We start from the raw sequence: 20,167 nt of genomic DNA, 5'->3' as shown, positions 1-20,167 counted from the left end.
GTTATGCCTCTTCATTCTTTTTTTAAGTTTATTGATTCGATACAAAGCTTCCGTTAAGGACGTCTTCTGCTTTCGGCTCTTTATCAATCAATTTTTGCTCTAAATAAAACTTGATGGCATTCTCTGTTGATTGATAGATGGACCCTTTGCTGCTTTCTGAGCCAAATAGTTTTTCATTATCTTCTTTTGTCATGAATTTCAAGCCTGTTTCCGTTGCTTCGAATTCTGCAACATCAATGTTCAAGCCTTTCGCCATAATTTCATTTGCTTCTTTTTTATTCTCTTTCCAATAATCCATTGCTTCTCCCATTGCCTTAACAAAAGCCTTTACATCTTCTGGACGGTTTTTAATAATATCCTCTTTAAAGCTAATAGTATCAACGATAATACCCGGCAGATCTTTAGTCGTTAACAAGACTTTTCCGTTCGCTTCTGCCCCTTTTGTTAACCAAGGCTCCCACGTAATAGCTGCATCAACTTTGCCCGCCGCAAACGCTGCACCAGCATCCCCAGCTGACATTTGCACGACTTCAATATCACTTTCCGTTAATCCCCCTTGCTTCAGCGCTGTTAAAGCAAGCATGTGGCTTGTGGAACCAACTTCAAATGCTACTTGTTTGCCTTTTAAGTCTTTCACGTCTTGAATGTCATTTTTAACAAGAATTCCATCCCCGCCATATGAATCATCCAGTAGCCATACCACTCGTACAGGTATATCTGCAGCCGCTAATGTTACTTGCACATCTAATGCCGTTGCCATGCCATCAATTTTTCCGCCTGCTAGTGCTTGTTTCCGTTCGCCTAATCCTTCAATAATTGAAAGCTCAACATTTACACCGTTTTTTTCAAAAAAGCCCTTTTCTTTTGCCAAAAATAGCGGTCCATATCCTGTCCAAGTCGGAAGAGTTACTCTTAACGGCTGCGAGGACTTTTCACCACCAGCCTTATTCGCTGCTTCTTCTTTTCCACAGGCTGCTAATGCGAGTAGCAGCATAAATGAACATACAATCATCAACCATTTCTTCATCAAATCTTCCCCCTCTTTTTTTGAAAATTACATGTTTTTCTACTAAATTACTTTGCAAGAATTGTGCCACTTTTATTTGATTCCATACTTTCTGATTTTCCTAACGATAGATGGCTGACTTATGCCTAACACCTTAGCCATTTGCGTTGTTGTTTTATAACGTTGCCTTGCTTTGATAAGTACTTGCTTTTCCACATTCTCCAGAATCTCGGTAAGTGTCTGATTTCTGTCATCAAAGGAAGGAACATCTGAGACTGATTTTCTGTAATGATGAGGGAGGTTTTCCATTTCAATCAGGTGTTTAGATGAAGTGACCACAAGCCTTTCCATTAAATTAATCAACTCTCGTACATTTCCTCTCCATTCATGGGACAACAATACATGAATAACGCCTTCATCCAGACTTCGGGGACGATTATACTTTTCCGAAAAAAACTTAAGAAAATAATCAATTAAGGGAATAATATCGGTCGGACGCTTCCTTAAAGGTGGAATTGTAATTGGAACAACATTTAACCGGAAGAAAAGGTCCTTTCTAAACGTTCCGGCTTCCACAGCTTCCTCCAAATTTCGATTAGTGGCAGCTAGCATTCTAAAATCTGCGGTTCGCATTTTCGTGCCGCCAACTCGGTAAAACTGCTTCTCTTGGATGAACTTGAGTATTTTTACTTGATTGGCTAGTGACAGCTCGCCTATCTCATCTAAAAACAGCGTTCCACCATTAGCAAGCTCAGCCAGCCCTACCTTTCCTTTCGTATTTGCGCCAGTGAAAGCACCTGATTCATACCCGAAAAACTCTGCCTCAAAAAGCGACTCTGGGATCGCACCGCAATTCACTTCAATAAAGGGCCCTTTGTTTCGATTACTCTTTTTATGAATAAAGTTAGCAATGTGAGATTTACCCACTCCTGATTCACCAAGAAGCAGCACATTTACATCAATTTCAGCCACCTGTAAGGCTAGGTGAAGAACCTTTTTCATTTCGTCACATGTGGCAATCATGCCGTCTGTGTAATGAAGATTGCGAAGGATTTCGAGCTCCCCCTTCACTCTCTCCATTTCGTCCTCCATGTCCGTTAAGTATTTCTTCATGTTAAGCAGTTCTGTCACATCATGAGAATAACTAACAATCCGAACAAGCTTATTATTCGGGGCAAATACGGGAATGCCTGTAACAAGCAGCTTCTTCCCTTCCATGGTTGTTTGAACAAACGTAATTTTCTTCTTTTCTTTAATAACCATTGGTGTTAAAAGTGGGGTAAACACCCCCTCTTTTTCTAGGTCATAAACCGATCGGCCAACCATTTCATTTGACTTCATATTGTATATGGCTTCCGTTGCTTCACTAACCTTTAAAATCATTCCATCGGTATCCGTTACTAAAATGTCATCTCGCAAAGAGTGAAGAATTGCTTCATTTTCATTCCAAACTTTATTTTCCTCTAACAAAACTAGTTCCCCCTCTCCTGTTACTATTCACTCAAAAATTATTTAAAAATGAATAATTTTCAAACAAAATTACCTTATTCTCTAGTTATACCAAATGATAAAATATTTTTATACAATTTTGAATAATTTATTTATTATTGTATAGGATTTTTCAGTAATTTAAGGATTATATATCCAATTTCGAATCTAGTATGTAAAATCGGGGAGATAATCTGCTATTTAAACATAAAAGACCCTCAGCCAATTAGGTGAGAGTCATTGAAACGACAATATTAATGTTTCGTGAACGGTGGTCATATGGAGTATCTAGAAGACCTATTTATATAATCCTTGGCAATTCTCATTCTTTGGAGCAATCTTTAATGAAGCCTTAATCTATGTCTTTTTTCCCCTTTATCAAAACCTTCCATCCACCAGTATAAAACGTATTGCTCGCATAAATAATAGAGGGATTCACTCAATACCCCTTCTTCTCCATGTCCCCAATACAGCAGGAAATGATATAACGTATCAACTAAATGCTTTTCTTCTTGCCGGCAGCGGAATCTCACATCCTCTGCGCTTTCACCGTAATATCCAAACCGGCTAAAGTGCGCTCCTAGTAAGTAGGCTTCAATGGCCACATCATAGCAGGCTTCTTCTATTCCATTATTCATCAGCAGCCCGTTCATAAATCGTGAGGAACCAAAATGCTGCTGCACTTTTTCCTTTAGAGCTTTTATAGAAATTTCACGTAAAACGGATTTTTCATATTTAATTTGTTTTTCTCTTTTCTTTTCTACAAAGGTTGTAATTACATTCATGCTGTCTCACCTCTTATAAATAGTCTTTAACGATGCAAGGAGAGACATACAAAAAGGCCAACTGCCAATTTTTAATAAAAGCCTCAGAATTTTCTTAGGCCTAGCTAATCCTATTTAAATTCTCGTGAATGGGAAACCTAATACCATCAAAAAAATATGGAGGGTTTGCATTGATAAGAAAGCTTTTTTTATTGAGTATATTCGTTTTATTGCTAGGGATCTTCATCATTCCATATAACGCCAAGTCTGATTATGGAGTCGAAATCACAACTTCCTCGGAAATGAATGAGGACAATTCACTTTATAGAGAAATTGAAATGTATAGTGATCAGCATTATATTAAGCCAATTGATGCAAGAGTAGATAGAATATGGAAAGCGATACCCGGATACAATGGGCTAAGTGTAGACATTGAAGCTAGTTATAAAAAGATGAAAGCAAGCGGTGTTTTTAATAAAAACGATATCGTTTTTAAGGAAATATCACCAAATGTCCATTTAGAAAGTTTGGGGCCCCAACCGATTTATAGGGGTAATCCTGAGAAGCCTATGGTTGCTTTTTTAATTAATGTGGCCTGGGGAAATGAATACATCCCTGGAATGCTGGATGTTTTAAATAAACATCAAACAAAGGCAACGTTTTTTTTCGATGGAAGTTGGGTTAAAAAGAATCCCGATCTAGCCAAGTTGATTAAGGAGGCCGGTCATGAGATTGGCAACCACGCCTATAGTCATCCAAATCTCCAGCAGCGATCTGAGGCAGAAACTGTGGAAGAGTTAAAGAAGACAAATGATGTCATTAAAGAAACCATCGGCATCACTCCAGTGTGGTTTGCTCCACCAAGCGGAAGCTTTAATCAGGTCACCATTCAAGTCGCTAACCGGCTTAATATGAAAACCATTCTCTGGACAGTCGATACGGTTGATTGGAGAAAACCACCTGCTTCCGAAATGGTTAGAAGGGTTGTGTCAAAGATAGAGAATGGAGCAATGGTTCTCATGCATCCTACAAAGCCTACCGCCGAAGGATTGGAGACCATGATAACCAATATTAAAGCAAAAGGGTACAAACTCGGTACCGTGAGCGAGCTTATGAGCGAAAAGCGCGTTGATTAGTTAATAAGCCGAAATATCTATTAAGCAGGTAAAGCCCTAGGAACCTCTAGTTATAGGTACAAGTGGAGGGACCCTAGGGCTTTAAACAATCAAAAGCAAGCAGTAACCCATCTAAATCCCAAACCTCAATCTCTCTGTGCGATTTGCTTAATCCAACCAATATCTTCAAATTCAGCGAGTTTTCTGCTTACTGTATCAGCTGTCGTCCCAAGGCAAGAGGAAATGTCTATTCGATTCATGGGTAGTATAATCCCCTTGACTAACTCCCATTTCCACTATTCATTAATCACATGCATGATGTTGTAGGCAATATTATTATATTTATCCTTGCCTGATAACAATTTACATTATTCATACATATGTTAAAAGGACAACACGATTGGTATCGTAGTAAAGTGAGGGAAAACCATGAGGAAAACAACTAAATTAAAAAATTTACTAAATTCCCAAAAACCTAGTTTTTTAATGGAAGCCCATAACGCTCTTTCCGCAAAGGTTGTAGAGGAAGTAGGTTTTAAAGGGATTTGGGCTAGTGGACTATCGATTTCAGCATCAATGGGTGTTAGAGATAATAATGAAGCTTCTTGGACACAAGTATTAGATATACTTGAATTTATGAGTGATGCCACTACAATACCCATTCTATTAGACGGTGATACAGGATATGGAAATTTCAATAATGCTCGAAGGTTAGTTAGAAAACTAGAACAATTAGATATTGCTGGCGTTTGCATCGAGGATAAGCTTTTTCCAAAAACGAACTCATTTATTAATGGAGAAGCCCAGCCCCTCGCGTCGATTGATGAATTTTGCGGGAAAATCAAAGCAATGAAAGATGCCCAAGAAGATGAAGATTTTATGGTTGTAGCTAGAGTTGAGGCTTTTATTGCAGGCTGGGGATTAGAAGAGGCTCTTAAACGTGCGGAAGCCTACAGGCAGGCAGGTGCCGATGCTATTCTTATGCACAGCAAGAAGGCGGATATTAAAGAAGTTGAAGCATTTATGAAAGAATGGAATGGGAGACATCCAGTTGTAATTGTTCCTACAAAATACTATACAACTCCAACTGACGAATTCAGAAGATTAGGAATAAACACTGTAATCTGGGCTAACCATAATTTAAGAGCTTCAATCACTGCTATGCAAAAGATCTCAAAACAAATACTAGAAGATGAAAGTCTCATCCATGTTGAGGATTCAATCGTAAGTGTGAAAGAAATTTTTAGACTTCAAAATGCCGAGGAGCTTCAAAGAGCAGAGAAGAAATATTTGCCTTCAACTACAAACCAGTCGCAGACGGAAACAGAGTGATGGAATGTTAAACACAAATAAATTTGGAAATGAGCTTAAAAGGTTAGGTTTTGACTTTTACAGCGGCGTCCCATGTTCATTTTTAAAGAATCTTATCAATTATTCCATTAATGAGTGTGAATATATTGCTGCCGTTAACGAAGGTGATGCTATTGCCATTGCTTCGGGAGCTTATTTAGGAGGAAGGAAACCAGTTGTTTTAATGCAAAACTCGGGCTTAACTAATTGTATTTCTCCATTAACCTCCTTAAATTACCCCTTTCAAATACCTATACTTGGGTTTGTTAGTCTTCGGGGAGAACCTGGTTTAGCTGATGAGCCTCAGCATGAATTAATGGGACAAATTACGACACAATTATTAGAGTTAATGCAAATAAAATGGAAATTCTTATCTCCTGATATTAGCGAGGCGATGAAACAGGTTGAAGAAGCTAACAAATGGATTGAACGAAATCAATCATTCTTCTTTGTAGTGAAAAAAGGAACGTTCGAAAGTGAGAAGTTGAAGAAAGAGGAAAGGTCTATAAATAAAAATAAAATAAAGATCGAAAAAACCTCCTCTGATGAACGACCAAGCCGATTTAATACGTTAAAAATAATCAATCAGTTCAAAGATGAGAAAACCATTCAACTTGCAACAACCGGTAAAACAGGCAGGGAGCTTTACGAATTAGAGGATTCCGCCAACAATCTATATATGGTTGGTTCCATGGGCTGTGTCAGTTCCCTTGGGTTAGGCTTAGCCTATACGCAAAAAGAGTTAGATGTAATTGTCATTGATGGAGATGGTTCTCTTCTCATGCGAATGGGCAGTTTAGCAACAAATGGTTATTATCAACCTGAAAATATGCTGCACATCCTCCTAGATAATCAAACTCATGATTCAACAGGAGGGCAAAATACCGTTTCTCACAATGTTAACATGGTCGATATCGCTGCCGCTTGCGGTTATGAAAAATCATATTATATCCATAACTTACACGAACTTGAAATGGGTATACAAGAATGGAAAAAGACAAAAGGACTGACGTTTTTTTATTTAAACATCGCAAAAGGATCAAAACAAAACTTAGGACGCCCTAAAATTACCCCTAGTGAAGTTAAAACACGCCTTCAAGGGTTCATTAAATAATGTGAAACTTCCACCAATGGGTTCCCCGGGTATTGGGCTCCCATTCATTTGTGATGAAAAGGAGGAGCATCATGCGGAAAGTTAAAAGAAATATATTATTAAATCCCGGGCCTGCTACTACAACGGATACGGTTAAATATGCACAAGTAGTACCTGATATTTGTCCTCGCGAAGATGAATTCAGTCAAATAATGAATTTCGTTTCCACAGAACTTACAAGTCTAGTAGCAGATACGGAGCAGTATTCAACTGTACTGTTTGGTGGTTCTGGAACTGCAGCAGTAGAATCAATCTTGAGTTCAGTTATGAACGATGGAGTTATAGTAATCATTAATAACGGAGCCTATGGAAAACGAATGTGTGAAATAGCAGAAGCTTATCAGCTAGATTGGGTTGAATTTATAAGCGCAGCTGATCAACCCATTCAACTAGAGTCATTACATTCATTTATTCAAGCATTTCCACGAACTGTTTCTTATCTTGCGGTCGTGCATAATGAAACAACAACGGGATTATTAAACGATATTGAATCGATAGGTGCCATTTGCAAGGAAAAAGGGATTGAATTAATGGTAGATGCAATGAGTTCTTTTGCGGCTATCCCTATTCAAATGAATCGTATGAATATTAGTTATTTAGCAGCTAGCTCTAATAAAAATCTCCAAGGAATGGCAGGAGTCTCATTTGTAGTAGCTAAAAAAAGCAATTTAGAGAAAGAGAAGTTGGAAAAACCATCCAATTATTACTTAAATCTTTATGCTCAATATAAACACTTCACCGAGACAGGCCAAATGCGTTTTACTCCACCTGTACAGACAATATATGCACTAAAACAAGCCATTTTAGAAGTAAAAGAAGAAGGGGTGAAAGAAAGATATGAACGGTATTCTAAGTGTTGGGAATCGCTCATCACGGGCCTCTCTAGATTGGGCTTAAGACATCTCGTTCCTGCTGACCATCATTCAAAAATTATTACAGCGATAGTTGAGCCTACATGTAAAAAGTATGATTTCAACAGTATGCATGATTATTTTTATGCCAACGGGATAACGATCTATCCAGGTAAGCTTAACCATTTTAATTCTTTTAGAGTAGCAAACATCGGTGACCTTACAAACGATGATATTGAAATCTTTTTAACTTTATTGGAGAAGTATCTTCATAGTATTGGGTACCAATCTACAGATGGAATTGATGGATAATAGAATATCTTAGTCAGAGCAAGTGAAAAAATATTCAATTATGATTGAAAATAAAGCTTTACAAAGCCATCCGCCTGAAACATATGAATTTTCCGAAAGTAATTTATGGGATTATGTGAACTAAGTGGCGGGACGATGCTCCATGTTGAAAAAGCTATTCAAAAATCCCGCTTCTTCATCTGCAAAAATTAATTCCTTACTTTCTGAAATTGATCGTGTTTCCTTAATTGCAGCCGATAGTCTGGCAGGCTATATGTAAATTCCCCTCAATAATCCAAATATGGCCATTTTTATCTCGTCAATTTGCATTTTTATAAATTAGAGGATAAAACCATGTTTCAGACAATTAGGAAAACCCATAGGGATTGGCAAAAATTTAATTAGTAGATATCACGTTTCATTAGATTCATGCTTTAATTTTCACTATCTTGCTATTTTATCTCAGTCCCCCTACGTACTGAATTAATAGGGTGTATAATGTAAGGAGAGGTGAGATAAATGACGGACAGTGTCAATAATGGATCTCAAATAAATCATGATTATGAAATGATGACAGATGAAATGTGGCAAGCAATTATTAACAATGATACCTCGTATAATAATCAATTTTTCTATGCTGTAAAGACCACAGTGATCTTCTGTAAACCGTCATGTAAATCTCGCGTTCCGAAAAAGGAAAATGTACGTATTTTTCAAGACGCAGAACAAGCTCTCCAAGCAAATTTCCGCCCTTGTAAACGTTGCAAGCCTACTAATGAGAAATTGCCTGATAGTGAGTGGGTTGCTCTTATCACTGAATACATTGATAAAAATTTCATTGAAAAATTAACTCTAGAAACATTAGCAAATATAACTCACGGAAGTCCCTATCATTTGCATCGAACGTTTAAAAAGATAACAGGTGTCACGCCAGTTGAGTATATCCAGCTGGTTAGAATAAAAGCAGCTAAAGAGTACCTGATTCAAACAAATAATGCGATTGCAGATATCTCTATATGTGCAGGAATGCCTAACACGCCCTATTTTATTACTCTATTTAAAAAGAAAACCGGACAAACACCTGCACAATATCGTGAATTACATCGGTCCATGAAGATAACGGAGGAAATTTAAATTGAGATCAGAGAAAAAACCGACACTTTTTTGGTCTTTGCTAAAATATAAGCATTGGAATTTTTTTATCGCTTCGACATCTAAGGGGCTTGTGTTTGTTGGTTCACAGAACAAACCATTCGAGGAATTGTCTGAATGGGCTAAGAAACGCTTTCCTGGAAGTCCTCTTGTTGAAGTTGGAGAAAAGCTCGAACCTTTTGCGATTGAAATCATCGAGTATCTTGACGGAAAACGGCAAACCTTTACAGTCCCCTTTGATTACAATGGGACACCATTCCAGATGGCAGTCTGGAATGCACTTTGCAAGATTCCGTATGGACAGACAAAGTCCTACTCTGAAATAGCAAACGATATTAATAAACCAGCTGCAGTTCGTGCTGTAGGGACAGCCATCGGAGCTAATCCCGTTTTAATCACTGTTCCCTGTCATCGTGTAGTAGGAAAAAACGGAGCGTTAACGGGCTATCGTGGTGGATTAGAAATGAAGACAAAGCTTTTGGAACTGGAAAGACAGGGTTATATCCAGCAATAAATAAAACTACTATACAATGATTGGAAGCGAGTTTTACCCAGGGAATATAGACAAATCCCTTTTTCGAAAAAGGAATGAAGAAAAAGGGATTGTTCCTATTCGCTGGCCATTAAAGTCAACAAACAAAAAACTCCCAACCAATCGGTTGAGAGTAATATTAACGTTTTAAGAACTGAGGTGCACGAAGAGCGCCTTTAAGACCAACTCTACAGGGGGGATTTGTAAATCCGCTTCGTGATATTTTTAACAGATTTTTCCGAAACAGAAATAGAGACATTTTGAATCACAAACTGGCTTTTTCTAAGATCTTGATTTTTCTCCATTTTCCTTAACCATCTTTATTGGATGGTTTTGTATTAGATGAATGCTTCGTCCCAAATGTAAGCGCCGCTGCTGCAACCCCAAAAAGGAAAGCTGCTTCTTGCTCTTTAAAAAGAACACTAGCAACATTTGGCTCTTTTACTTCAGAATCAATGATTGCAAATTTAGTATCCTTTTGTTTTTGCTACCTCGTCATTTTTGTCAAATATCCCCCATAATAGAACCCGTTAACATTATGATATTCCTCATGCATTTTTTCTTCGTCGAGAAAATTAAAACCATTTACCGATTTTATAAAGATTCCAGAACACCAAAAGACTCGAACACAAATTTATGTTTTTGTGTAAGATTTCTTTTTTAGCATTCCAAATATACGGGGACACGTATTAAATCCCGCTTACATAGCATATGTATAAGGACATGCTATGTGCTTCTTTTAGAGGTTTAATTAATCCCCTTTTCCATTCAATTAGAAAGGAGGAAAATGAATAAGGGTGGAATGGTTCAGTTCTTTCTTAATTGTAAATTTGATTGGAATAAGTACAAATATAGATAATGCAGGTGTTGGAATTGCCTATGGGCTTAAAAATTTTAAAATACCTTATTGGTTCAACCTGATCATTAATGTTATTGGATTCTTTTTTACAATCATTGGGGTATTCTTAGGCTATGTTATTTCACAATTTATTTCACAAAAAGAAACTGGACTAGTATCTTTTTGTATATTGTTCAGCATCGGATTATTCACCATTTATAATGATTGGTTTGTTTATAGAAAAAAAAGTGAGATAAAGATACAAAAGCCTAATATTCGACAGGGTGTTTTCCTAGGTTTTACACTTTCAATCACAAACATTGCTAGCGGACTTGGGGCAACGGTTGCCTATAATTCCGTTATTTGGTCCGTGATATTTAGTATTACTGTTTGGGGTTATATTGCCATTTGGTTTGGAAATTCTGTTGGAAATAAAGTTTTCTCAAAAATCTTAGGTAATTACTCTCCACTTATTGCTGGGTTTATTTTCATGATTATCGGATTTAAGCAATTATTTTAAGCTTTAGTTGAAACTTCCCCTTTAGATCACTCTCAAGCTAATTTAGAACATAACACCTTATTTTTACTAACTTCTAGTTAGTGCCTTTTCTTTGATTAGAGGAAGTAAAGGCTTGCAGTTCATTTTTAAGCATTTAATAATTAAACGACAATTACTGAAAGGATAAAGTTGTAGAGTATGTTAACTCTTATTTTTTCAACTATCGTTTTTTTTGTAGCAACAAACATTGATGACATTTTCCTTTTGATGACTTGGTTCTCACAAGCAAAGACAACAGAACAGAAACGATTTATTGTGGCTGGACAATACTTGGGCTATATTCTGCTTCTTACCATAAGTTTAATTGGAGCATTTGGAGCTTTACTCATTCCTAAAGCATGGATAGGTATACTTGGATTAATTCCTATCTATATTGGAATACAATCACTGGTATCTTTGTACCAAATGAGGAAAGATAATTCTAGTCAATTTGTTTGGTTATTAAAGATTACCACAGTCACATTTGCTAATGGTGTTGATAATATAGGTCTTTATATTCCGTTCTTCTCAACCAATAGTTTATGGAATATTATTCTTATTATGGTTATCTTTTTAGCACTTGTAGCAGTTTTGTGTTATTTAGGTAATGTCCTCGTACACCAACCGTTAATAGCTCAGACTTTAGAACGTAATGGTCACATTATTGTTCCCTTCGTATTAATAGGATTAGGTACTTTTATTTTGATTAAACACGATACGTTCCATTACCTTTTTAGTAATTTCTAATTATCAATTAATTACCAGTCGAAAAAATGACTGGTTTTTTATTTCTAAAACATTGTAACAAGTAAACTCTTGTTCAGACACCAAAAACAAAGGATTCTAAGCGTTTAATTAGTTTGGATAATAAAACCCTAGCTTTGCTTAAAAAGTGGTGTATAAGTCAAATGGAAGAGGGTTTTGCTAATGGAATAATAAATGTGCCAATAATCTTGTTTTACAAGGGGCGATAGAACACCATTACGCTTAGCCTATCTTAATGAAGGCAAAATATTCTAATTACGAAACACAGTCTCCATCCCATAACTATACATCGTTTACGCCATACTCATGCTCCTTATTATTTGAAGCTGTGCGAGTATTAAAGAAGTACAAGAGCGGCTAGGACACGCCGATCTTCAATTGACAATGAATATATATAACCCATGTAACTAACACTCTTAAAAAGCAAACCGCATCAAAATTCCAGAAGGTTATTGAGCTATAATTGGTGATCAAATGCGGCCAAAAAGTATTTTCGTGGTCAAAAGCACTTTTCAGGCATAAAAAAGACCCCCAAGCAATAAGCTTGAGAGCCTTTGAAACGTTGATAATTAACGTTTTGAGAACTGAGGTGCACGACGAGCGCCTTTAAGACCGTATTTTTTACGTTCTTTCATACGAGCGTCACGAGTTAATAGTCCAGCAGCTTTTAGTGTTGGACGGTATTCTGGATCAGCTTGAAGTAACGCACGAGCGATACCGTGGCGGATTGCGCCAGCTTGACCAGTGTAACCTCCACCATTTACATTTACATGAACGTCATAGCTACCTTGAGTTTCAGTAGCTGCTAACGGTTGGTTTACAACTGCACGTAAAGCAGCAAATGGGATATAATCTTCAATTTCACGACCATTGATAATAATTTTACCGTCGCCTGGAACTAAACGAACTCGTGCAACGGAGCTCTTACGACGACCAGTGCCAATATATTGAACCTGTGCCAAGTTAATAACCTCCCCTATAAATTATCCACGAAGTTCGTAAACTTCAGGTTGTTGTGCTTGGTGCTTATGTTCAGCGCCAGCATATACGTGTAATTTCTTGAACATTTGACGGCCAAGAGTGTTCTTTGGAAGCATGCCTTTAATAGCAAGCTCTAACATTCTCTCAGGAAAGTTCGTACGCATTTCGTTAGCAGTTCTTTGTTTTAAACCACCTGGGTGATTTGTGTGACGGTAGTAAATTTTGTCATTTAATTTATTACCAGTTAATTCAATCTTAGCTGCATTTAGAATAATTACATGATCACCAGTATCAACATGTGGTGTAAAAGTTGGTTTATGTTTACCACGTAGGATTGACGCAACTTCACTAGCAAGACGACCTAGAGTTTTGCCTTCTGCATCAATCACGTACCATTTACGTTCGATATTGTTTGCATTCGCCATAAACGTTGTACGCATCATTTTCCCTCCTAAAAATTCCATCTTCATAATTTCATTGGTTTCATTTATCTTAGACACAATAAGTTCCGGGGCTTATCGTGGTTTTAATAACAATACCTTTGCTATGATACACTTTTATACAGCTATTGTCAATAAAATGTTACACCAGGTTTAGTTGTTTTGAAATATTTTTATCAAAAATCTGCTTCACAACGCGACCGAGTGGATCATACAGGTTTTCGGAAAAATATTTGTCTTTAATAAAATACCTTCCACAAATAAAGCCCTTGAGCAGGAGCTGTTCTTCCCGCGAAGGATCGATCCCTCTTTTCCAAAATGTCTGCCATGGAATTCGGGCTTCTTTCTCCAGCTCCGACCTCTAAAAGAGTGCCAACTAATATCCTGACCATATTATACAAAAAACCGTTGCCAACAAATCGAAACTCAAGAGAGCCTTGGCCCTTAATCAGAACAATTTCCTTTAATTCCCTGACTTTATCCTCTACCTCCGTCTTGGCAGAGCAGAAGCTCGTAAAATCATGAGTCCCCATTAAATAAGCTGCCGCTTCCTTCATTGCTGAAATATTCAATGGATAAGGATACTGAAAGGCATAATTTCGGCTAAAAGGATCTCTCTTTGTGGAAAGGCTCATAACATACCGATATTCCTTCCCCTTTGCATCAAATCGGGCATGGAATCCGCCTTCAGCTTCTTCCGTGCTCAAAACGACAACATCATCAGGCAAAAGAGAATTAAGCGCAATATCCCACTTTGGCAGCGGAATATTTAACTCAGAGTCAAAATGAATAACCTGTCCCTTTGCATGGACGCCTGCATCCGTTCTCCCAGAGGCACTAACCTTTATGTCTGCCCCTTTATGAAGTTTTTTCAAGGCATTTTCCAGTTCTCTTTGTACAGTCCGCTTATTCGGCTGGACCTGATAGCCAGAGAATAAAGTTCCATCATAGGTTACTAGACACTTAAACCTTTTCATCATCAAGCCCCATTATGTTCTTAATAAGAATAAAACAATGGTCAAAATTCCAAGCAGAATAATCATTGCTGAATCTGTCAAGCTCCAGCTGAGCTGCCTGTATTTTGTTCTTCCCTCACCGCCGCGGTATCCCCTTGCTTCCATGGCTGTGGCAAGCTCCTCAGCTCGTTTAAAGGAACTGACAAAAAGTGGGATGAGAAGAGGAATAATCGACTTTACCCTGTCTTTAATCGGTCCGCTTGTAAAATCTACCCCTCTTGCTGTCTGCGCCTTCATAATTTTATCTGTCTCCTGCATCAAGGTTGGAATAAATCTTAAAGAGATGGACATCATGAGAGCAAGCTCGTGAACTGGAAACTTAATTTTATTTAAAGGATGCAGCAGACTTTCAAGACCATCTGTAATCTCAATCGGTGTCGTTGTTAACGTCAGGATGGACGTCATTAAGATCAGCAGGAAGAAACGCATGGAAATAAAGAGCCCCATCCTTAATCCCTCTTCATAAATGGTAAACCAGCCTGCTTGAAATAGAATTTTCCCGTCCTTTGTCAAAAACAAATGCAAGAGCAATGTAAAAAGCACGAGCCAAAGAACAGGTTTCAGACCTGAAAGAATGAATCGCAAAGGAACTTTAGACATTGACACCATTAAAAAAGTATAAATTAATAATGCCCCATAAGTTAAACTGTTGTTTGCAATAAAAACGATACATACAAATAGAAAAATCACTATAAGCTTGGATCGTGGATCCATTCGATGAATAACAGACTGAGCTGGTACGTAGCGGCCAAAAATCATTTTCTCCATCATTTTTGGTCACCCCTCTTTATGACAGCAGCGATTTCTTCTGTTAGCTTTTCAACCGATAAGCAAGTTTTTGGAAATTTCATTTGGAATGCCTTTTCAATTTTTTGCTGGAAACGGACAACCTCTGGCACATCTAATCCAAGCTCAATTAAACCTTCAGGCATTGAAAAAATCTCTTCGGGTGTTCCTTTTTTGTACACTTCTCCCTTATGCATAATCACAATTTGATCTGCATATCTGGAAGCATCCTCCATACTATGAGTGACTAGAATGGTTGATAGGTTTCTTTCCTGATGAAGCGCGTGGAACATATCCATTATTTCCTTCCGCCCTCTTGGATCAAGGCCTGCAGTAGGCTCGTCCAGGACGATCACATCCGGCTCCATCGCAAGTACTCCAGCAATCGCAACCCTCCGCATTTGCCCGCCAGATAAGTCAAACGGGGACTTTTCGAGAATTTCGTCTGCAAGCCCTACTTGCTTGATGGCAATTCTAGCCCTTTTCTTCGCTTCCTCCTCGGAAACGCCGAAATTCATTGGCCCAAAGCAAATATCCTTCTCAACCGTTTCTTCAAACAATTGATGCTCCGGAAACTGAAAGACAATGCCAACCTTTTGCCGAACTTCTCTAAGATTTTTTTGCTTTTTTTCTGAAGTAATTTCTTTCTCGCCAATCAAGACTTTTCCCGCGGTTGGTCTTAGCAGTGCATTTAGGTGCTGAAGAACAGTAGATTTACCGGAGCCTGTATGCCCAATTATCGCCAGAAACGTTCCAGACGGAATATTAATGGAGACATCCTTTATGGCTAAATGTTCAAAAGGGGTATTTACCTGATAGCGATATTCTACTTTTTGCAGTGAGATGTCCATAGCTCAGTCACCAACTCTTCTTCAGATAAAAAATGCCTTGATAAGGAGATTCCTTGTTCCTTTAATAGCTTACTCATTTTGACTGGAAAAGGAATATCTAAACCGAGTTTCACCAGCTCTTCATCCATTTGGAAAATTTCCCCTGGCGCCCCCTCTTTGTACAGCTTACCTTTGTTCATCACAATAATTCGATCAGCTTTTGCAGCCTCTTCTAAGTCATGGGTAATGGAAATGACGGTCATATTATGGGTTTCTTTTAACTCCCTAACCGTTTCTAGAACCTCTTCCCTGCCCCTTGGATCCAGCATGGATGTTGCTTCATCTAAAATAATAATGGAAGGCCTAAGAGCAATGACACCTGCAATAGCCACCCTTTGTTTCTGACCACCTGATAGATGGTGCGGCTCTTGATCAAGAAATTGCGCCATTTTCACTTTTTCTAAGGAACTATGAACTCTTTCTATCATTTCATCTCTAGCAATTCCGTTATTTTCTAAACCAAAAGCCACATCATCCTGAACAGTCGTCCCAACAAACTGATTATCTGGGTTTTGAAAGACCATTCCTATAATTTTTCGAGTATCCCAGACCGTCTCTTCAGTTAATGGGATCCCATTCACAGTAATGGAACCTTCCTGTGAGTACTGCAATCCATTTAATAGCTTCGCTAGCGTAGATTTACCAGAACCATTATGACCTACAATCGCAAGCCATTCCCCTTCATAGATCTCAAAAGATACATCGTGAAGAGCATACGGAGCCTGAATATCATATTGAAATGAGACATTTTTAAGCTGGACTAACGGTTTCTTGCTCATAGTTGTTCCTCCCCTCATCTCACTCTTCTCTCTCTATTCTAAACTGTACTGCCAGACAATCAACACCGAAATAGACTTTTAACTATTAAAAAACCCGCCACAATTGGCGAGCCTCAATAGTATGACAGTGGATATATAATGCTGATAACAATATTTCAGAATTTACACTTCCCTCACAAAGGAAACAATAATTTCTAAACTTATATCTGTTATCTGAGCTGTATAAAATGCCAAAGCTGTCTCCCTATTAAAAGCCCATACAACATTTGTCATTTTACTTTATTTAAAAAGTCTGCACCTTTCCGAAAAAAACAGGCCCCACCTGTTATACGCAAACTAAAAAACTCGGAAAGGTGCAAGAGCTAGACGAGTCATACAAGTGATATATGAAAAATAGATCACTTAGCCAACGCCTATAAGTACGCTCATCGTAACACTCACTTTTTACTTAAATTCCTCGGATGCCACAATTAGGCAGAAGGTCATTTTACAAAAAAGGGGCAATGAACAAGTTTCTGAACAAACTGTCTCTCGCCCCTTTTTGTTAAAAAATTATACTAACTCGATGATGACCATTGGTGCTCCGTCTCCACGACGAGGTCCAAGCTTCATAATACGAGTATATCCACCTTGGCGCTCTTCAAAGCGAGAAGCGATATCGCTGAATAATTTTTGTACAGCATCTTGATTCGTTTCAGCGTTAGCTACCTCGTTGCGCACATATGCAGCTGCTTGACGACGAGCATGTAAATCGCCACGTTTTCCAAGAGTGATCAATTTCTCAACAACTGAACGAAGTTCTTTCGCACGAGCTTCAGTTGTTTCAATACGCTCGTTGATGATTAAGTCTGTTGCTAAGTCACGTAACATAGCTTTACGTTGAGAGCTAGTACGTCCTAACTTTCTGTATCCCATGAAAGTTTCCCTCCTTTGTTGAAGTGATTCTTTAAGCTATTGTAGCTACTTGAAAATGCTTCAAAGCGTCTAGCTTATCAATCATCTTTTCGTAGGCCTAATCCAAGCTCTTCTAGTTTGTGTTTAACTTCCTCAAGAGACTTTCTGCCTAAGTTACGAACCTTCATCATATCTTCTTCCGTTTTATTAGCTAACTCTTGAACGGTATTGATACCAGCACGTTTTAAACAGTTATATGAACGAACAGATAAATCTAGTTCTTCGATTGTCATCTCAAGTACTTTTTCTTTTTGATCTTCTTCTTTTTCAACCATAATTTCAGCATTTTGAGCTTCATCAGTTAAACCAACGAAGATATTTAAATGCTCGGTTAAAACCTTAGCACCAAGTGCAACCGCATCTTGAGGACCAGTACTTCCGTCAGTCCAAACGTCAAATGTTAACTTATCGTAGTTAGTCATTTGGCCTACGCGTGTATTTTCTACTTGGAAAGAAACACGCGAAACTGGTGTATAGATTGAATCAATTGGTATGACGCCAATCGGCTGATCTTCTCTTTTATTTTGGACAGCCGGCGTATATCCACGTCCGCGCTTAGCAGTTAAACGCATACGCAAATGACCATTTGTTCCTAAAGTCGCGATGTGAAGATCTGGATTTAGAATTTCAACATCACTGTCATGAGTAATATCAGCGGCCTTAACAGCACCTTCACCCTGTACATCAAGCTCAAGCGTCTTCTCTTCATCAGAGTAGATCTTAAGTGCAAGCTTTTTGATGTTCAAAATAATAGATGTTACATCTTCTACGACGCCTTCAATTGTTGAGAACTCATGAAGTACCCCATCAATTTGAATTGATGTAACTGCGGCACCAGGAAGTGAGGATAAAAGGATACGACGTAAGGAGTTACCCAAAGTTGTACCATATCCACGCTCAAGTGGCTCTACAACGAACTTCCCGTACTTGGCATCATCGCTGATCTCAACCGTTTCGATTTTTGGTTTTTCTATTTCGATCATGAAAATACACCCTCCTTCAAAACGTCGAAACCCCGGCTATATTCATAACCGAAATTCCCCATGTATACGTTCCCGTTTTGCGCACAACAACTTGAATAATAGTCTGTATAAAAGCAAGAAAATTTTCCATCATATCCCATTATAGACAAGGATACAAAATTTATACAGAAAAATTAAACGCGGCGACGTTTTGGTGGACGGCATCCATTATGAGGAACTGGAGTTACGTCTCTAATTGCAGTAACTTCTAAACCAGCAGCTTGAAGTGCACGAATTGCAGCTTCACGGCCTGCACCAGGTCCTTTAACAGTTACTTCTAGAGTTTTCATTCCATGCTCCATAGAAGACTTCGCTGCAGTTTCTGCTGCCATTTGAGCTGCGAAAGGAGTAGATTTACGAGAACCTTTAAACCCTAATGCGCCAGCGCTTGACCATGAAAGTGCATTCCCATGAGCGTCTGTAATAGTTACAATTGTGTTATTGAAAGTAGAACGAATGTGAGCAACACCTTGTTCAATATTCTTTTTCACACGGCGTTTGCGTGTATTAGTTTTACGTGCCATTTAAAGTACCTCCTTTACTGATTATTTCTTCTTGTTCGCTACAGTCTTACGAGGACCTTTGCGTGTACGAGCATTGTTCTTAGTATTTTGTCCACGAACAGGTAAACCACGACGGTGACGAAGACCGCGGTAGCAGCCGATTTCCATTAAACGCTTGATGTTAAGTGATACTTCACGACGAAGGTCACCTTCAACTTTTAATTTATCGATGACTTCACGGATTTTATTTAATTCGTCTTCTGTTAAATCACGAACACGAGTATCTTCAGAAACACCAGCCTCTGATAAAACTTTCTTAGCTGTTTCTTTACCAATCCCATAGATGTAAGTTAATGAGATTACTACACGTTTTTCACGTGGAATATCTACACCAGCAATACGTGCCATTCTTTGCGCACCTCCTTGTTTTTAGCCTTGTTTTTGTTTATGTTTAGGGTTTTCACAGATAACCATAACTTTGCCACGTCTGCGGATAACTTTACACTTTTCGCAGATTGGCTTAACTGATGGTCTTACTTTCATTATCCTAACCTCCTTAGTAGTACGGAGTGCAGTGGTTATTTAAAACGATAAGTGATTCTTCCGCGTGTTAAGTCATATGGAGAAAGCTCAACTGTTACCTTATCTCCTGGCAGAATTCGAATGAAGTGCATACGAATTTTTCCAGAAACATGAGCTAGTACAGTATGACCATTCTCTAATTCTACTTTAAACATGGCATTTGGCAAAGTGTCAACAACAGTACCTTCTATTTCAATTACATCGTCTTTCGCCATCGAACAAGTCCCCCTTTTTCAAATATATACGAATTCATTTCTTCACTTTAACATAATAGTCAAAGTGTATTGCATCCATTACACAACCGGATTCTTGTAATCTTCCTGAACTTCTGGAGATGCTTGATCAATGAAATTACAGATGCAGTCTGGTTT

General features: G+C 38.2%; 24 protein-coding genes and 1 pseudogene. 8 read left to right on the top strand and 17 right to left on the bottom strand.

Translation table 11 applies throughout. The features are described from left to right. Positions 1-28 precede the first annotated feature (28 nt). From V7122_RS08965 to V7122_RS08955, 3 genes are all read right to left on the bottom strand, one after another. A complete protein-coding gene (locus tag V7122_RS08965; protein ID WP_335487623.1) occupies positions 29-1,027 on the bottom strand; it encodes an ABC transporter substrate-binding protein in 999 nt (332 codons plus the stop codon). A 72-nt stretch (positions 1,028-1,099) separates the two neighbouring features. After that, on the bottom strand, positions 1,100-2,476 hold the full coding sequence (locus V7122_RS08960) for a sigma-54 interaction domain-containing protein (RefSeq protein ID WP_335526382.1): 1,377 nt from the start codon (positions 2,474-2,476) through the stop codon (positions 1,100-1,102). A 359-nt stretch (positions 2,477-2,835) separates the two neighbouring features. Then, on the bottom strand, positions 2,836-3,279 hold the full coding sequence (locus tag V7122_RS08955) for a YbaK family protein (protein ID WP_335343901.1): 444 nt from the start codon (positions 3,277-3,279) through the stop codon (positions 2,836-2,838). A gap of 128 nt (positions 3,280-3,407) precedes the next feature. Here V7122_RS08955 and V7122_RS08950 point away from each other — a divergent pair, with 128 nt between their 5' ends. Beyond that, a complete protein-coding gene (locus tag V7122_RS08950) occupies positions 3,408-4,394 on the top strand; it encodes a polysaccharide deacetylase family protein (protein ID WP_335343900.1) in 987 nt (328 codons plus the stop codon). A 125-nt stretch (positions 4,395-4,519) separates the two neighbouring features. On the opposite strand, the gene V7122_RS08945 is transcribed toward V7122_RS08950, so the two are convergent. Beyond that, on the bottom strand, positions 4,520-4,633 hold the full coding sequence (locus V7122_RS08945; protein ID WP_335343899.1) for a helix-turn-helix domain-containing protein: 114 nt from the start codon (positions 4,631-4,633) through the stop codon (positions 4,520-4,522). 169 nt (positions 4,634-4,802) lie between these two features. Here V7122_RS08945 and aepX point away from each other — a divergent pair, with 169 nt between their 5' ends. From aepX to V7122_RS08920, 5 genes are all read left to right on the top strand, one after another. Continuing rightward, a complete protein-coding gene (gene aepX / locus V7122_RS08940) occupies positions 4,803-5,705 on the top strand; it encodes a phosphoenolpyruvate mutase (protein ID WP_335343898.1) in 903 nt (300 codons plus the stop codon). A gap of 4 nt (positions 5,706-5,709) precedes the next feature. Next, complete coding sequence (gene aepY / locus V7122_RS08935) at positions 5,710-6,837, top strand: phosphonopyruvate decarboxylase (RefSeq protein WP_335343897.1); 1,128 nt, start codon at positions 5,710-5,712, stop codon at positions 6,835-6,837. A gap of 71 nt (positions 6,838-6,908) precedes the next feature. Beyond that, positions 6,909-8,039 carry a 2-aminoethylphosphonate aminotransferase gene (locus tag V7122_RS08930; protein WP_438824773.1) on the top strand — a complete coding sequence of 377 codons (1,131 nt, stop codon included), beginning with the start codon at positions 6,909-6,911 and terminating at the stop codon, positions 8,037-8,039. A 498-nt stretch (positions 8,040-8,537) separates the two neighbouring features. Continuing rightward, on the top strand, positions 8,538-9,152 hold the full coding sequence (locus V7122_RS08925) for a bifunctional transcriptional activator/DNA repair enzyme AdaA (RefSeq protein ID WP_335526379.1): 615 nt from the start codon (positions 8,538-8,540) through the stop codon (positions 9,150-9,152). Between the two features lies 1 nt (position 9,153). Further along, positions 9,154-9,684: a methylated-DNA--[protein]-cysteine S-methyltransferase gene (locus tag V7122_RS08920; protein ID WP_335343895.1), complete on the top strand. Its 531-nt coding sequence runs from the start codon at positions 9,154-9,156 to the stop codon at positions 9,682-9,684. 367 nt (positions 9,685-10,051) lie between these two features. On the opposite strand, the pseudogene V7122_RS08915 reads toward V7122_RS08920, so the two are convergent. Then, positions 10,052-10,189: pseudogene (locus V7122_RS08915) on the bottom strand (BMP family ABC transporter substrate-binding protein); the annotation flags it as partial. Between the two features lie 310 nt (positions 10,190-10,499). Between V7122_RS08915 and V7122_RS08910 the strand changes: the two are divergent. Both V7122_RS08910 and V7122_RS08905 read left to right on the top strand, forming a co-directional pair. Next, positions 10,500-11,060 carry a manganese efflux pump MntP gene (locus tag V7122_RS08910; protein WP_335343894.1) on the top strand — a complete coding sequence of 187 codons (561 nt, stop codon included), beginning with the start codon at positions 10,500-10,502 and terminating at the stop codon, positions 11,058-11,060. Positions 11,061-11,237: 177 nt separating this feature from the next. After that, the gene (locus V7122_RS08905) at positions 11,238-11,825 is read left to right on the top strand and encodes a cadmium resistance transporter (protein ID WP_335343893.1); all 588 of its coding nucleotides are present in this window, start codon (positions 11,238-11,240) and stop codon (positions 11,823-11,825) included. A gap of 587 nt (positions 11,826-12,412) precedes the next feature. Here the strand turns inward: V7122_RS08905 and rpsI are convergent. From rpsI to infA, 12 genes are all read right to left on the bottom strand, one after another. Continuing rightward, positions 12,413-12,805, bottom strand: coding sequence for a 30S ribosomal protein S9 (rpsI, locus tag V7122_RS08900; RefSeq protein ID WP_335343892.1), 393 nt, complete (start codon positions 12,803-12,805; stop codon positions 12,413-12,415). A gap of 21 nt (positions 12,806-12,826) precedes the next feature. Next, positions 12,827-13,264 carry a 50S ribosomal protein L13 gene (rplM, locus tag V7122_RS08895; protein WP_335343902.1) on the bottom strand — a complete coding sequence of 146 codons (438 nt, stop codon included), beginning with the start codon at positions 13,262-13,264 and terminating at the stop codon, positions 12,827-12,829. Positions 13,265-13,503: 239 nt separating this feature from the next. Next, positions 13,504-14,241: a tRNA pseudouridine(38-40) synthase TruA gene (gene truA / locus V7122_RS08890; RefSeq protein ID WP_335343891.1), complete on the bottom strand. Its 738-nt coding sequence runs from the start codon at positions 14,239-14,241 to the stop codon at positions 13,504-13,506. Positions 14,242-14,253: 12 nt separating this feature from the next. Then, positions 14,254-15,051: an energy-coupling factor transporter transmembrane component T family protein gene (locus V7122_RS08885; protein ID WP_335487599.1), complete on the bottom strand. Its 798-nt coding sequence runs from the start codon at positions 15,049-15,051 to the stop codon at positions 14,254-14,256. Further along, positions 15,048-15,917 (bottom strand): energy-coupling factor ABC transporter ATP-binding protein, encoded by an 870-nt coding sequence (locus V7122_RS08880; RefSeq protein ID WP_335343889.1) that lies wholly within the window; start codon positions 15,915-15,917, stop codon positions 15,048-15,050. Before V7122_RS08880 ends, V7122_RS08885 begins: the two co-directional genes overlap by 4 nt. Then, positions 15,893-16,735 carry an energy-coupling factor ABC transporter ATP-binding protein gene (locus tag V7122_RS08875; RefSeq protein ID WP_335343888.1) on the bottom strand — a complete coding sequence of 281 codons (843 nt, stop codon included), beginning with the start codon at positions 16,733-16,735 and terminating at the stop codon, positions 15,893-15,895. Before V7122_RS08875 ends, V7122_RS08880 begins: the two co-directional genes overlap by 25 nt. A 552-nt stretch (positions 16,736-17,287) precedes the next feature. Beyond that, entirely contained in the window at positions 17,288-17,650 is a 363-nt protein-coding gene (gene rplQ, locus V7122_RS08870; protein WP_221845911.1) for a 50S ribosomal protein L17, read from the bottom strand. A gap of 77 nt (positions 17,651-17,727) precedes the next feature. Beyond that, complete coding sequence (locus tag V7122_RS08865) at positions 17,728-18,672, bottom strand: DNA-directed RNA polymerase subunit alpha (protein ID WP_066301462.1); 945 nt, start codon at positions 18,670-18,672, stop codon at positions 17,728-17,730. 173 nt (positions 18,673-18,845) lie between these two features. Beyond that, on the bottom strand, positions 18,846-19,235 hold the full coding sequence (gene rpsK, locus V7122_RS08860; protein WP_151537137.1) for a 30S ribosomal protein S11: 390 nt from the start codon (positions 19,233-19,235) through the stop codon (positions 18,846-18,848). Between the two features lie 21 nt (positions 19,236-19,256). Further along, positions 19,257-19,622: a 30S ribosomal protein S13 gene (rpsM, locus tag V7122_RS08855; RefSeq protein ID WP_066301463.1), complete on the bottom strand. Its 366-nt coding sequence runs from the start codon at positions 19,620-19,622 to the stop codon at positions 19,257-19,259. A 21-nt stretch (positions 19,623-19,643) separates the two neighbouring features. Then, positions 19,644-19,757 carry a 50S ribosomal protein L36 gene (gene rpmJ / locus V7122_RS08850; protein WP_000868344.1) on the bottom strand — a complete coding sequence of 38 codons (114 nt, stop codon included), beginning with the start codon at positions 19,755-19,757 and terminating at the stop codon, positions 19,644-19,646. Between the two features lie 35 nt (positions 19,758-19,792). Further along, complete coding sequence (infA, locus tag V7122_RS08845; protein ID WP_009336604.1) at positions 19,793-20,011, bottom strand: translation initiation factor IF-1; 219 nt, start codon at positions 20,009-20,011, stop codon at positions 19,793-19,795. Positions 20,012-20,167 lie beyond the last annotated feature (156 nt).

The sequence above is a fragment of the Bacillus sp. JJ1532 genome (assembly GCF_036965085.1).
GTDB lineage: Bacteria > Bacillota > Bacilli > Bacillales > Cytobacillaceae > Cytobacillus.
Note: the sequence above shows the minus strand (reverse complement) of the source record. Positions and strands in the feature narration are given on the sequence as shown.

Excerpts from the sequence above, each read along its gene's own strand:
- V7122_RS08905 (WP_335343893.1), top strand. The coding sequence starts at position 11,238 with ATGTTAACTCTTATTTTTTCAACTATCGTTTTTTTTGTAGCAACAAAC.
- rpsM (WP_066301463.1), bottom strand. The coding sequence starts at position 19,622 with ATGGCACGTATTGCTGGTGTAGATATTCCACGTGAAAAACGTGTAGTA.
- V7122_RS08865 (WP_066301462.1), bottom strand. The coding sequence starts at position 18,672 with ATGATCGAAATAGAAAAACCAAAAATCGAAACGGTTGAGATCAGCGAT.
- rpmJ (WP_000868344.1), bottom strand. The coding sequence starts at position 19,757 with ATGAAAGTAAGACCATCAGTTAAGCCAATCTGCGAAAAGTGTAAAGTT.
- aepY (WP_335343897.1), top strand. The coding sequence starts at position 5,710 with ATGTTAAACACAAATAAATTTGGAAATGAGCTTAAAAGGTTAGGTTTT.
- V7122_RS08945 (WP_335343899.1), bottom strand. The coding sequence starts at position 4,633 with ATGAATCGAATAGACATTTCCTCTTGCCTTGGGACGACAGCTGATACA.
- truA (WP_335343891.1), bottom strand. The coding sequence starts at position 14,241 with ATGAAAAGGTTTAAGTGTCTAGTAACCTATGATGGAACTTTATTCTCT.
- V7122_RS08875 (WP_335343888.1), bottom strand. The coding sequence starts at position 16,735 with ATGAGCAAGAAACCGTTAGTCCAGCTTAAAAATGTCTCATTTCAATAT.
- rplQ (WP_221845911.1), bottom strand. The coding sequence starts at position 17,650 with ATGGGATACAGAAAGTTAGGACGTACTAGCTCTCAACGTAAAGCTATG.
- V7122_RS08930 (WP_438824773.1), top strand. The coding sequence starts at position 6,909 with ATGCGGAAAGTTAAAAGAAATATATTATTAAATCCCGGGCCTGCTACT.
- V7122_RS08925 (WP_335526379.1), top strand. The coding sequence starts at position 8,538 with ATGACGGACAGTGTCAATAATGGATCTCAAATAAATCATGATTATGAA.
- V7122_RS08965 (WP_335487623.1), bottom strand. The coding sequence starts at position 1,027 with ATGAAGAAATGGTTGATGATTGTATGTTCATTTATGCTGCTACTCGCA.
- rplM (WP_335343902.1), bottom strand. The coding sequence starts at position 13,264 with ATGCGTACAACGTTTATGGCGAATGCAAACAATATCGAACGTAAATGG.
- aepX (WP_335343898.1), top strand. The coding sequence starts at position 4,803 with ATGAGGAAAACAACTAAATTAAAAAATTTACTAAATTCCCAAAAACCT.
- V7122_RS08950 (WP_335343900.1), top strand. The coding sequence starts at position 3,408 with ATGGGAAACCTAATACCATCAAAAAAATATGGAGGGTTTGCATTGATA.
- infA (WP_009336604.1), bottom strand. The coding sequence starts at position 20,011 with ATGGCGAAAGACGATGTAATTGAAATAGAAGGTACTGTTGTTGACACT.
- V7122_RS08955 (WP_335343901.1), bottom strand. The coding sequence starts at position 3,279 with ATGAATGTAATTACAACCTTTGTAGAAAAGAAAAGAGAAAAACAAATT.
- V7122_RS08880 (WP_335343889.1), bottom strand. The coding sequence starts at position 15,917 with ATGGACATCTCACTGCAAAAAGTAGAATATCGCTATCAGGTAAATACC.
- V7122_RS08885 (WP_335487599.1), bottom strand. The coding sequence starts at position 15,051 with ATGATGGAGAAAATGATTTTTGGCCGCTACGTACCAGCTCAGTCTGTT.
- rpsK (WP_151537137.1), bottom strand. The coding sequence starts at position 19,235 with ATGGCACGTAAAACTAATACACGCAAACGCCGTGTGAAAAAGAATATT.